Annotated in this window: 9 protein-coding genes and 2 pseudogenes; 6 read left to right on the forward strand and 5 right to left on the reverse strand. The window is 35.2% G+C overall.

The annotated features are described in order from the left end of the window. A pseudogene (locus tag OZD61_RS00760) lies at positions 1-595 on the forward strand (hypothetical protein); the annotation flags it as partial. Between the two features lie 180 nt (positions 596-775). Here the strand turns inward: OZD61_RS00760 and gatA are convergent. Next, entirely contained in the window at positions 776-2,245 is a 1,470-nt protein-coding gene (gene gatA / locus OZD61_RS00765; RefSeq protein WP_274979482.1) for an Asp-tRNA(Asn)/Glu-tRNA(Gln) amidotransferase subunit GatA, read from the reverse strand. Positions 2,246-2,634: 389 nt separating this feature from the next. Here gatA and mtaB point away from each other — a divergent pair, with 389 nt between their 5' ends. After that, positions 2,635-3,861 carry a tRNA (N(6)-L-threonylcarbamoyladenosine(37)-C(2))-methylthiotransferase MtaB gene (mtaB, locus tag OZD61_RS00770; RefSeq protein ID WP_274979483.1) on the forward strand — a complete coding sequence of 409 codons (1,227 nt, stop codon included), beginning with the start codon at positions 2,635-2,637 and terminating at the stop codon, positions 3,859-3,861. A 66-nt stretch (positions 3,862-3,927) separates the two neighbouring features. Further along, entirely contained in the window at positions 3,928-4,866 is a 939-nt protein-coding gene (locus OZD61_RS00775) for a P44/Msp2 family outer membrane protein (protein WP_274979484.1), read from the forward strand. A gap of 7 nt (positions 4,867-4,873) precedes the next feature. On the opposite strand, the gene OZD61_RS00780 is transcribed toward OZD61_RS00775, so the two are convergent. From OZD61_RS00780 to OZD61_RS00790, 3 genes are all read right to left on the reverse strand, one after another. Continuing rightward, the gene (locus OZD61_RS00780; protein ID WP_274979485.1) at positions 4,874-6,361 is read right to left on the reverse strand and encodes a type II secretion system protein GspD; all 1,488 of its coding nucleotides are present in this window, start codon (positions 6,359-6,361) and stop codon (positions 4,874-4,876) included. 134 nt (positions 6,362-6,495) lie between these two features. Then, the gene (locus OZD61_RS00785) at positions 6,496-7,860 is read right to left on the reverse strand and encodes an ankyrin repeat domain-containing protein (RefSeq protein ID WP_274979486.1); all 1,365 of its coding nucleotides are present in this window, start codon (positions 7,858-7,860) and stop codon (positions 6,496-6,498) included. 847 nt (positions 7,861-8,707) lie between these two features. After that, positions 8,708-9,382: a septal ring lytic transglycosylase RlpA family protein gene (locus OZD61_RS00790; protein ID WP_038250396.1), complete on the reverse strand. Its 675-nt coding sequence runs from the start codon at positions 9,380-9,382 to the stop codon at positions 8,708-8,710. A 26-nt stretch (positions 9,383-9,408) separates the two neighbouring features. Here OZD61_RS00790 and murC point away from each other — a divergent pair, with 26 nt between their 5' ends. Genes murC through cgtA form a run of 3 tightly spaced genes read left to right on the forward strand, consistent with a single transcriptional unit; the run spans position 9,409 to position 13,194 of the window. Continuing rightward, positions 9,409-10,905 carry a UDP-N-acetylmuramate--L-alanine ligase gene (gene murC / locus OZD61_RS00795; protein ID WP_274979487.1) on the forward strand — a complete coding sequence of 499 codons (1,497 nt, stop codon included), beginning with the start codon at positions 9,409-9,411 and terminating at the stop codon, positions 10,903-10,905. Positions 10,906-10,909: 4 nt separating this feature from the next. Further along, entirely contained in the window at positions 10,910-12,184 is a 1,275-nt protein-coding gene (gene eno / locus OZD61_RS00800; protein ID WP_274979488.1) for a phosphopyruvate hydratase, read from the forward strand. Then, positions 12,172-13,194 carry an Obg family GTPase CgtA gene (gene cgtA, locus OZD61_RS00805; protein ID WP_174515741.1) on the forward strand — a complete coding sequence of 341 codons (1,023 nt, stop codon included), beginning with the start codon at positions 12,172-12,174 and terminating at the stop codon, positions 13,192-13,194. Before eno ends, cgtA begins: the two co-directional genes overlap by 13 nt. A gap of 101 nt (positions 13,195-13,295) precedes the next feature. Here cgtA and OZD61_RS05840 read toward each other — a convergent pair. Beyond that, positions 13,296-13,367, reverse strand: a pseudogene (locus OZD61_RS05840) (WPE palindromic element domain-containing protein); the annotation flags it as partial. Between the last annotated feature and the right edge of the window lie 68 nt (positions 13,368-13,435).

A 13,435-nucleotide genomic window follows, 5' to 3' on the forward strand; every position in this document is an offset into this window, starting at 1 on the left:
TACCTCTTTCTTAACTATGCTTATTTTACCTCATATTTTCGAGATCCTTAACAGGTTCTTAGAAAATAAAAATGATGAATCATCAGAGAAAAAGTTTGCAAGAAGAGAAAATCAAATAAAAGAAGGTATCGAAAAATTAATGGAAGATTATTATAGTCAAGAAAATGCAGGAGAGAAAGGATATATAAGCGAGGAAGAATTTAAACAGACAATGAGAAAAATGAAAGAACGCTTACAAGGGATAGAAGAAGAGAAAAAAAAGGTAGTTGATCAGAAGGCAGTAGAAAAAGGAATAAGTCTTATTATAAATAGCATAAAGAATTTTTATTCTAGTGTAAAATCGAACCTGGAACAACTAGATTGGCAAACTAAGCGCGGCATTATTAAAGCATTGATAGGACAAATTAACATTGGTTGTGATCAGGTAGAAGTAAGATTTCAGATCGAAGAACCAGCACAGGATGGGGGAATTCTTAATTTGTATCATTGTACTACACATCATAATAAGGGGGTTGGCAAAATGTGTCAAGCAAGTTTTTTCGTTTCTATAAATCTGGATTTCAGCGTTATGCGCTGGAATGACAACGTGAGGTAAATTTTTCAACATCCCAAAATTACAGAATTCAGTCTGTTTAATTAAGTGTGAACTGTTACATGAAAATTTTGTAAACAGATTAATATACCCTGTTTTTGCTATTCATCTAAAAATGGAACCATAGAGTACGTTGAGGAGCGTAAGCAAATTTTAATGCAAAAATTACTATCAAAAAATAGATTATGCAAGAGGTCTAATTATTCTGCCGCAATTTTGCTCTATCACACTTGCCACATTTAATATTCCAGCTTCATCATAATAATTTCCAATCACTTGCAAGGCAAGTGGTAAACCCTCATTGGAGAGCCCAACAGGAACAGAAATAGCAGGTAATCCTGCCAGACTTGCCGGCACAGTAAACACATCATTGATGCACATAATTAACGGATCTGGCTTTTCATTTAAGCCAAAAGCTTCTGTTGGAGCAGATGGCACAAGTATGTAATCTATTTTTTCAAACGCTTTTATAAAATCATTTCTGATTAATGCCCTAATGCACTGCGCTTTTTCGTAATATTCATTATAATGACCTGAAGAAAGCGCATGAGCGCCAATTAAAATTCTTCTTTTCACCTCTTTACCAAAACCTTCTGCTCTTGTTAGTGAATACATTTCTTCAAGGGTATCAGCATCAACCCTTAATCCATAACGCACACCATCGTAACAAGCAAGATTGGATGAAGTTTCAGCAGAACAGATTAAATAATAGACTGGTATTGCATATTTAGTATGTGGCAGAGTAATGTCAACAACTTCAGCGCCATTTTCTTTTAAATAGGAAGCAACTCTTTCCCAATTATGAACTATTTCCTCTGAAATTCCATCCATCCTATATTCTTTTGGTATACCAATACACTTACCCTTGACATCACCATTTATAAAGCTAGAAAATTTAGGCACTGGCTTTTCGCTCGATATTGAATCTTTTGTATCATAGCCACAAATTGCTTCCAGCATTAATGCTGAATCAGAGACAGAACGAGTAATGACTCCTGCTTGATCCAGAGAACTCGCAAATGCAATCATACCAAAACGCGAGCATCTTCCATAAGTTGGCTTTATTCCAACTACTCCACAATAAGCTGCTGGTTGGCGTACAGATCCACCGGTGTCGCTCCCTAACGCTCCAGCGCATAAAAATCCAGCAACCGATGCTGCAGATCCACCAGATGATCCACCAGGAACAACTTTTTCCCCATCACTTTTTCTAATCCACACATTTTCAACAGGGCCAAAATAGCTATTTGTGTTCGCAGAACCCATAGCAAATTCATCCATATTAAGCTTACCGAGCATGGCTGCTCCACTTTTTAAAAGCAAGTCAGACACCGTAGATTCGTAAGTCGGAACGAAATTTTCCAGCATTTTTGAGCATGCTGTTGTTTTTATTCCTTTTGTACAGAATAGATCTTTGATGCCAACTGGTACACCCATGAGCGGCGAGATTAAATCATCCTTTTGCCTAGAGAAATGTTCATCTGCAGCTTTAGCAGCTTTCATTGCTATCTCTGGGGTTTTTGTTATAAATGCATTTAATTTCTCATTTTCAACCGCACTGATGTGCGCCTCTACGAGTTCAACGGCAGAAAAACTCTTTTTTTTGAGCCCGTCATGCATTTGTGTAATACTTAATTTTCTTAGTTCATTCATCAATATTTAATTTTTAGCAAGACGTTAATTGTAACATGGCACGATAAAAAATCCATACATTTATAGTTACAGCTAGAAATGTAGCTAAGGTAACTTAGATTCACCGATAATCGTCATCCCGCTACTTGTTAGCGGCTAAGAGATACCGCAGCGGTATGACGTAGAAGCTATACTTTTATACTCACCAACTCAGTATCCAATCCGGATTGTATCTTAAAAAGGTCAAAAGACTATAATAAGCAAAGGAGTGATACTGTATCTGAGTGAAAATCGTTGAGATCCCAGTGTCTGCTGCTTGCATAGCATTTATTTACAAAAAAATAGTCATGCAAGAGACTTTGCTTGGATATTTGATATAATTTAGGTCTATTAAAGCAAAAAATACTAACATGAATGAAGTGATAACATTTGGTTGTCGTCTAAATTTTTACGAGAGCGAGTTAATCAAAGAAGCATTAAAAAAAGCAAAGAGAGAAAATGTTGTTGTGGTGCATAGCTGTGCAGTGACAAACGAAGCAGAACGTCAGGTAAAGCAAAAGATACGTAAGATTTACAAAAATGATCCAAATAAAGAAATTATCGTAGTTGGTTGTGCTGTTCAGTTGGATCCAGAAGTTTACAGTAGCATTCCTGGTGTAAGTAAAGTGCTCGGTAATCAAGATAAGCTAAAAGCTGAAAATTACTTACTAAATGACGATAAAATCTTGGTCAGTGATAACCAAGTAGAACCTGTTCTAATTAATGGATTTGAAGATAAGTCAAGGGCATTTATTGAAATTCAAAATGGTTGTAATCATAGCTGCACATTTTGTTCAATTACTGAGGCAAGAGGGAATAATCGATCTGTGCCAATAAACAGTATTATAGAGCAAATCAGGATCTTTGTAGAAAATGGATATCAAGAAGTAGTGTTTACAGGGGTTGATATTACTGACTTTGGTACAGATTTGTTGGGTAAGCCATCACTTGGTTCAATGATTAGGAGAGTTTTAAAGGATATACCAGAGTTGAAGAGGCTAAGACTTTCCTCTATCGATGTTGCTGAAGTTGACGACGAATTAATGGATTTAATAGCTAATGAGTCAAGACTTATGCCTCATTTACATTTGAGTCTACAATCTGGTAATAATTTAATACTAAAGAGAATGAAGCGTCGTCACAGCAGAGAACAAGTGATAGAATTTTGTCATAAAATGAAGAGCTTGAGGCCTAATATAGCATTTGGCGCTGATATTATTGCTGGATTTCCAACAGAAACTGATGAAATGTTTCAGGATACAGTTGATTTACTGAAAAAAACAAATATAGTTTACCTACATGCTTTTCCATATTCAGAGCGGAAAAATACACCTGCTGCACGAATGCCACAAGTACCAGAGAATGTGCGTAAAGAACGAGTAAAAAATTTAAGAGAAGTAAATAAAGAAATTATGAGCAGTTTTTGTCAATCCTTGATCAACACTAAGCAAAGTGTTCTGGTTGAGCAAAATAATGTCGGTAGAGCAGAAAATTTTGCATTAATAAAGCTTGAATCAAGAGCGCAAGCTAAAAGTATTGTGAAAGTTAATGTTACAGGCGTAGAGAATAATTATTTAATTGGAAATACTCTTTCTTAATTTTTGTACATTAAAGAAATATATGATATGATGGTTATACTATAAATGATAATTATGGGTTCATTTGTGATAACTAAAAGATCTATTACTTTATTTTTGATTTTAATTTCATGTGTCTATTTTTTTATTACTTATATCGGTAATTATGTACACGTTGAACAAGTTATTGGAACACAACTCTTAAAACTAGAAACGGACAATAATGAAGATGTAATGCATTCTAAAGAGGTTACTGAAAAAGAAGTACTAACAGAGGATTTAAAATATCAAGAACCTGAAAATAGTCCTATTAAGCAACCTTCTACTCTCCAAGTAGCTGATCAGAAAAATATGTGGTCACGTATTGCAGATCAAGCTGAGCCTACAAAAGAAAAATCAAAAAAACTTGATTTTTATGTTAGCGCTAACGGTGGTAAGGTATACCATGATAATTCAGAAACATTTGTAAAGGGTATACAAGAAATAGGAAAAAGAGTCCTAACTTTAGTTGAAAGTCATCATGGTTTTATAATAAAAAATATAGTGGCAAATGAAATTCAAAGTATACAGCAATTTGATGGTAAAATTGATTTCCAGTGGTTTAGCAGCATGTCTTTAGGTTACTATGCTGGAGAAAATGGTAAAATTGATTTTGAAGCCGCGTATTCTATAGCCAATATTGAAGATAGTAATTCTCCTCCGGTATTTGATAAATCAGCAAGTATATTTGCGTTTTTGTTAAACTTCTATTATAATCCCAGCGTTCAGGATACACAATTTGCTCCGTACATCGGTCTTGGTATAGGACCAACAGTTTTTAGATTAAAAAGGATTAATGGGTCACCCCAAAATTCAATGCCACTGAATGTTCCTTGGTTTGCTTATCAAATAAAACTTGGTGTTGATTATTCAATAATCCCAGAAATCAAAACCTTTCTCGGCTATCGTTACTTTAGCGTTCCGATACCTGTTGCAGATGACATATCTACTCACAATATTGAAGTTGGTTTGATATTTAATTTTTAGTGATAATTTAATATATATATAAATTCTTATCTTTTCTATCTAACAAACCAAATGTTGGTACGATTGTTGCTTTTAAAAAAATGACAGTTTCTACTGTTCTAATATTATTCGCTAGCCTTTTTGATTTCTGATGCAATAAGCTTTGCTTATCTTCTCTATGTTCTATAAGCCCGCCGATTACCATAATTTCACCGCTCCTAATTCTTAACATAGAGTTCATTTCTCTGATTTCAACAATTGGAATGTCGCTATTTAATTTCATTTTACTCTGCTGTGCGACGTACTCTATATCTGGATCTTTAGTGTAGCCGTTAATTCTTGATAAAGTTGGATGTATATCCATGAATATTTCACTAGTATCAATGTTAATGCTTGGGTGGATTATTAGCACAACACCTATTGGGACGCTATTCATCTTGGTAATTAAGGTCTGATTAGAGTTTCTAGTATCTTTTTGTATATCGGAGGTAAAATAAATATGGTTTTTAGTAAATGAAATCATCGCTTGCTGATTATTTATAGCATGTACTCTGGGGCTTGAAATTACAGTTGAAGTGCCAAATTTGTCTAAATTTTTTACTAAATCTCCTAGATCATTTGCACCAAAGTTCATTGCTAGGTTAATAATGGAGTTATCTTGATTTATTATAGACTTAGTTCCATCTTGTAAGTCATTTAAGTTCATACCAGAAAGGTATTTGTCATCTAGCACAACTTCAACTATTTTTGCCTCTATCATTACTTGAGAAGACGCTAACTTCTTAACCTTATTAATATATTCTTCAACAGCTTTGTGGATATCTTTTCTAGCATTCAAAATAATAACACCAGCTTCTTTGTTGGATGAAAGGAATTCGCCATCATCCACCCCGTTAACATCCATTATTGCATTCAAGCCTTTTTCTAATGAATTCCATAAGTCACTACTGTATTGAGACTTCATAACATTGTTATAGTCCCTATCAACGTTACTTCCATCACTGTTAGTAATATTGTTATTAATGACGAAACTGCTTTGAGCAGAATGTTGAATATTGATGAAGTCTACGTAATAATTTTGTGCGTATGGCAAGTCCTGCTCAATTCTAATTACACCATTACTTGTTGAGTAACGCAGTTTGGCGCTATTTGCTATACTCTGAATTACTTCGTTTATATCCTTATCTTTTAGCTTTAAAATAATATTACCTGATATTTTTGGGTCCATATCCAAGTTAACGTCAGAAAGTTTTCCTATCTCAATCAGCAAATCCTTTACTGATACTTCTTCACTAACATTAATAGAAATAAGCTGATTACTGATTGTGAGATCGGGAAACTCTATTGGTAAAGGCATAATTTCTGGTATTGCCGGTTCATTAATCTCCAAAGAGGTGTTATATTGTTGCAACGGATAATCGTGCTTATAATTGTCTATGTTAATAGGATATTGCTTGGTAGGTAGATGTGTGCAAGAAATAATGAAGAGGAGTATTAAGCATTTAAAAATAGCCATTAGAACAGCATACAAAATCTATACTAATAGATTTCTATAAAAATATTAAAAATGTATTTAATCTCATTTTCATCGAGCAGATAATTGTCGTGTATTAGCTTTGGCTATGTATTTTTTGTATACTCTTCTTGTACTTAAATGTAGACCAGCATAGCCCTAATTTTTTTATATATTTTACTTCTTTCTCTGTATTTAATAATAGGCTTGAAAATAAATGGTAAGCCTATAATTGTTAAGCTTAGAGCTAGGGTTGAAAGTATACAACAGGCTTTGTGTTTACTATGTAGCTCTTTCAGGTAAAGCATCAAAAATCTACAAAATTTTTTGTAATTTTCTTCGATGTTTTTTTTGCTATGAGCCTTGCTAATGAACATATCTATTGCGGTATGACCGTTATTGCACTTAATGTTAAGGTCTGCACCTTTTTCTGTTAACAACTGAGCTATATCAAAATAATCCTTTTGAATAGCAAGATGTAGAGGTGCAAAACCTTGTTGCTCACAAATGTTCATATTGGCTCTAACTTCCAATAACATTTTCACAATTTGTGTATGGCCTTTTTTAACTGCGAGTAGCAAGGGAGTTCTGTTACATTTAGTAACAGCATTAACGTTTACCTTAAGCTTCAATAAGAGCTTAACTGTTTTAGTGTTACCATTATGGCTAGCTTTATGCAGCCTAGCGTTACCATTAAAATCTTGATCGTTTGCTTCTATTCCCTTTGAAACAAGAAATGTTACCATTTTTCTATTATTATGCTCAATAGCGCAATCTAACGCATCAAAACCATGGTTGTTTTTTGTGCAAAAAAACTCTTTAAGTTTAATTTTATCGTTACTTGCTTGCTGTTTTTTTGCAATAAGTTTTACTATTTGCATTTTGTTGTTATACGCTGCTAGGAAAAGCGTAGTGTTATTTTCTGCATCTTTGGCTTCTATATTTGCACCTTTCTTTATCAGATATTCTATAATTTCTGCTCTGCTGTCATAATGTGCGGTGCATTGATAAATGGTTAAAAACAAAGGAGTACGAAAATTGTTATCTTCACATTCGAGATTTGCTCCGCTATCAATTAAAATTTGGACGCTTTTTTTAGAACCGTATAGTGAAGCTATATGAAGAGGAGTATAGCCCTCTTTGGCATCTTTTTCATTAATTTTTGCGCCTTTTGTTATCAAAAAATCTATTAATTCCGTGTCATCTTGTAGTGCAGCAAGGTGCAGTGGAGTGAATCCATTTTTATCCTTGGAATTAATTGTCAGTTGGTTAACAAAAAGTTTAGCAACTTTCTTGTGTCCATGCATAATGGCGTAATGCAGAGGGTTTCTATTTTCGTTGTCTACGACATTGAAATCAGCTTCGTGCTCTAGTAATGACTTTACTCCAACCAAATCGCCTTCTTTTGTGAACTTATGCAAGAGAGTGATTCCACTTGCATCTTTTGAGTTAATATCAAATCCATTTTCTACTAATTGGTTTATATCTTCCTCACGCGCCATATCACTTAAATCTCTAATTAAACTCTTTTCGCGTTAATAATACTCCTACTTGATTAAGTTTAAATGAATCTGTGAGAAATGGCTAGTGCATTCTTGCATAACAAACTTTTGGCAGCGCATTGGATGAAACGAAAAACTTACTTGACAAACTCCGCCAGCCCTCTTATCATGAAACTGAAGCTATTTATTTATCTTCACAATCTCTGCAGTGGATTAATGACAAAAAACTTAATGTATTTGGCGTAAATCATGCTTAATTTTTTGCACTATGTGCACCTCGTGTCTTTATAAAACTTTTAGGTTTCTACCTATACAAGCCGAAACATGCTTATAAAGTGTTTAAGACAGTAAAAGACGTCAAATAGACAAGGGAGAATTTGAATACTAGCTACCCTAGGGTTTCTTTGCCTTTTTTTTTATTTGGTAAATTTCTTAACATTTATAGCTAAACGACAACTGTCATCCCTGTAAAGGTCAAGTATCCCGCTACCTGTTAGCGGGATCTAGAGATACCGTGACGGTATGACGTAGGATTGCTGTCATTCTGCTACTTGTTAGCGGCTGAGATACCGCGAATGAATCGCGGCATGACGGTTCGCGGTGGCATGACGATAAGCTCGTCATCCCGTTACTTGTTAGCGGTTGAGATACCGCGAATGAATCGCGGTATGACGGTTAGCGGTGGCGTGACGATAAGCTCGTCATTCCGCTACGTGTTAGCGGCTAAGAGATATCGCGGTGGCATAGCTATAAATTGTTGATATCTTTTTTATATCACATTTTTAACTTACAATAGTTAGCCAGCGTTCCTTACATTAACCAAATCTTTCAAATTCTGCACTCACCACTACCTATAACTCACTTTCACGCAATATTGATCGTTCTTAAAAAGCAATCTAACATTTTTTATTCCTTGATTGCGAAGCTTTGATGCAGCTGATTTAGCAGCCTGAGCACTTTTAAAAAATGCAACATATCCCTTACTTTCTGCATTGTCTTGTTTCGGATGACGTTTCTGCATTTCTTTTTCATATTGCTTTCTGTAATGAGGAGTATTTTGTATCAATTGTTCTGACATCTTTCTTAGGTATTGAACTTTTACTTTTGCAAGCCCAGATTTATGAAATCCTAAGACTTGAGCTGCTTTTTCTGATAAGTCTATTATTCTGCCTTCAATAAAAGGCCCTCTATCGTTAACCCTTGTAACAAGCTTTCTTCCATTTTCTAAATTAGTGACAAGAACAAAGCAGGGTAAGGGCAAAGTCTTATGCGCTGCAGAGATCAAGTGACGGTTAAACGCTTCACCATTTGCTGTAAGTGTGCCATGATCTTCTATTCCATACCACGATGCTATCCCTATCTCTTCATAGTGTTTACAGTTTTTTGGATAATAAGTTATACCATTTATTGTGTAGCTGCTGCCAATTTTATAATGACCTGCAGTGCAGTTAAACCTGTTGCTAAAACTGCAGCTACTTATCAAAACAAATATTAGACATAGAAAGGTTAGGTTTTTTATCATTGTATTCGGTAAGAGGGTTCGATACTATGAGGATTTTAAATTATACTATAATAAATTTAGTAATGAGTAAACATCTACTGCTAAATATTAACAAAACTCAAAAAGGAATAATACATATTATTGGTATAGGTGGAATCGGAATGAGTGCCATTGCTGAAATTCTTCACAATTCCAATTGCAAAGTTCAAGGCAGTGATGCACAATCAAACGACAATATAAATAAGTTACAAAAGCTAGGTATAGAGGTTTTTACTGGTCACAATGCTAATAATATAAGCCAAGCTCAAATAGTTGTACATTCTTCTGCAATAGAATCTGATAATGTGGAGTTAATTGCGGCAAAAAATAACAATAAAACCGTTTTGCATAGATCAGACATACTTGCTGAAATTATGAAAGGTAAATATGTGATAGCGGTTTCAGGTTCAAGCGGAAAGACAACAACAACCGCTATGATTGCTTCCATTTTTGATCATTCTGGCATTGATGCGACTGTAACTGTAGGAGGGATATTAAATTCCTATAAGAGCAACTTCAAACTTGGAGGGAGTGACACTTTTCTGATCGAGGCTGATGAGTCTGATGGAACTATGCTAAAAATCCCTGCAAAGATTGCTGTCATAACAAGTATCAACAATGACCACATAGATTATTACGGCACATTTGATAATATCAAAAATGCATTTTCCCAATTCGTGAATAATGCAGGTTCTGCAGTTTTACCTGATTCTGTAGACATCGATTATGATGCGGGTAATTCTATAACGTTTGGGTTTGAGAATGGTAGCATAAGAGCCAGCAACATTAAACAGCATGCTAACAGCATAGAATTTGATGTGTTGAACAACTGGATTCCAGCATTACGTGCTGGAATGACAAAAGGAAAGTGTACAGAGATGTCATCCCAGTGCGTGACACTGGGATCCAGCCCTTTAAAAAACATAGTACTATCAAATGCAATTGGAATTCACAAAGTAAGCAACGCCCTAGCTGCAATATCAGTTGCGATAAAGCTCGGAATTAGCGATGCAGATATTAAAAGAGGCCTTTTGGAATTTCAAGGAGTAGCAAGAAGATTCTCTTTGATTGCCGATATTAAAGGTGTTAAGTTAATTGAGGATTATGCCCATCATCCAAATGAAATATATGCAACTTTAACGGCTGCACGTTCGATTACTAAAGGAAAAGTAATAGGAATTATCGAACCACTTCGTTTTGCCCGCATTCGTAATTTTTTTGATGAATTCATACGAATTTTCATGATGTTTGATTATGTCATCCTCACTCCTGTTCATCCCCCAGAAGACAAGCCTATTCCTGGTTGTGGGATTGATGATATACAAAAAGCTTTAATCAGTAATGGATTTAATAACACAAAAATTATGAATGATGCTTTGCTCATTTCACATTTTATTAGTGATTCGACAAGTTCAAGTGATATAGTATTATTTATTGGTGCTGGTAGTAATATAGCTAAATTGGCAAAGGAAACTGCAGCACTTATTGCGGAAGTTAAGGTTTAATGTAATGAATAAGATAATCGATAACGTATTTGCAAGAGAAATTTTAGATAGCAGGGGTTACCCAACCGTTGAGGTAGAGATTGGGCTCTGTGATGGAGCAGTAGGCAGAGCATCTGTACCTTCTGGAGCTTCAACCGGTAAATTAGAAGCCTTGGAACTCAGGGACCAAGATGAGAAAAGGTATTGTGGTAAGGGAGTGCTGAAAGCTGTTCAAGCTGTAAATGGGATAATAGCAGATGAAATCATTGGAATGAATGCAGCGGACCAAAATGCAATTGATAAAGCATTAATTGAACTGGATGGAACAAAAAACAAATCAAAACTTGGAGCAAATGCAACTTTGGGTGTGTCTCTTGCAGTTGCAAAAGCAGCAGCAAACAGTTTCAAAATGCCGCTATATAGATATTTGGGAGGAAAGCAGACGAGTGTTATGCCGGTTCCACTCATTAACATAATTAATGGTGGAGTACATGCAGACAATAAGCTCGATTTCCAAGAATTCATGATTCTTCCGGTCGGTGCTGAGACTTTCAGCGAAGCGATTAGAATATCTGCGGAGGTATTCCACAACTTACGTAGCATTCTTAAGAAAAAAGGTTATAGCACAAATGTAGGGGATGAAGGTGGTTTTGCACCAAATATTGAAAGTATTGAAGAAGCACTTGATTTGATCATATACGCTATAGAATCAGCAGGTTATTCAGCGCAAAGTGATTTTGCACTAGGCCTTGATGTTGCTTCATCTACTTTTTATGAAGATGGAATTTACAAATTTGAACACAGAGATCTTACTTCAGAAGAGTTGACTGAATATTATTGTAATCTTGTGGAAAGATATCCAATAATTTCTATAGAAGATGCAATGAGTGAAGACGACTATGAAAGTTGGAAATTACTTACTGCAAAATTGGGGAGTAAAATTCAATTGGTTGGGGATGATTTGTTTGTTACAAATTGTGAACTGATATGCAAAGGAATAGAGGAAAAAATGGCAAATGCTGTACTGATCAAGCCAAATCAAATAGGGACGTTAACAGAAACTTTTGCTGCTATTGAAATGGCAAAATCAAATGGCTATAAAGCTGTTGTTTCTCATCGCTCAGGTGAAACAGAAGACACAGCAATATCTCATATAGCAGTTGCATCAAATTGCGGGCAAATAAAAACCGGGTCGCTATCGCGTTCTGATAGACTCGCGAAGTATAATGAGCTAATGAGAATAGAAAGCACGTTAGGAAAGGATGCTAAATATTATCGTGGGTTAGCATGGGTTTTATAGACGAAGTAAAATTGTGTTTAAAAGCCGGTGACGGTGGTGATGGCTGTGCAAGTTTTCGTCGAGAAAAGTTCGTTGAATTTGGTGGTCCAAATGGTGGTAATGGAGGAAAGGGTGGAAACATAGTTTTCATCAGCGACGCTAATCTCAACACTTTGCTTCATTTTCGTTATAGAAGACACATTAAAGCAGATAGTGGAAAAAATGGTGCAGGCAGGGATAGATCTGGCACAGCAGGGAAAGACGTTATACTTAAAGTTCCAGTCGGTGCACAAATAATTGATGAAGAAAGTGAAGAGATAATAGTAGACCTTGACAAGCCTGGTATGGAATTTCAAGTAGCACAGGGTGGAAAAGGTGGACTTGGAAATACTAATTTTAAATCTTCTACTAATAAGGCACCAAGACATTTTACTTACGGTCAGCCTGGCGAAGAAAAACATGTATTATTAAAACTAAAAGTTTTATCAGATGTTGGAATTATTGGCATGCCAAACGCAGGTAAATCAAAATTTTTGACTCGCTGCTCAAATTCCGATACAAAAGTAGGCGATTATCCATTTACCACCGTAAGACCTCATTTAGGCATGGTAAAAGTGGATGATAGCGAAGTTGTAATAGCAGATATTCCTGGAATAATTACTGATGCTCACCTTGGAGTTGGGCTCGGGCATAAATTTTTAAAGCACATAGAAAGGTGTCAAATTTTACTTCATTTAATCGATGTAACTCACGATGACGTTGTTTCGGCTTATAGTTGTATCCATAATGAATTGGAACTTTACAATAGTGATCTTGTTGAAAAAGAAGAGATTGTAGTATTAAACAAATGCGACTTATTGAGGGAAGCAGAAATTCTGGAAAAGAAGAATCACCTAGCTAATTATCTCAATAAAGAAGTGCTGTGCTTATCAATTAATGGTGATTTACAGCCTATTTTAAGATTATTAAGTGAAAAATTGAAAAAGAGTAATTCTAAGGAAATCGATGTATATGATCCTTTTAAGATGTGAATTTCATTTATTTTATCATATAACTAGAATATATTTGTACGAACATTTGTTTTTGTTAAACACAACAAATCCCAGTGTCAGCTACTTGCATCTGCCACACAACTGTACGAACATTGCAATTTGCAGGCAATTTGCGTGGCAGATGGTGTCATCCCAGTGCTTGACACTGGGATGGCTTTGTTGCATCGCTACTTATGAAAGGCTAACTATAGTTAGAATTATAAGCAACCTATTGAAAATC

It is taken from the genome of Wolbachia endosymbiont of Drosophila bocki (assembly GCF_028982005.1).
Lineage (GTDB): Bacteria > Pseudomonadota > Alphaproteobacteria > Rickettsiales > Anaplasmataceae > Wolbachia > Wolbachia pipientis.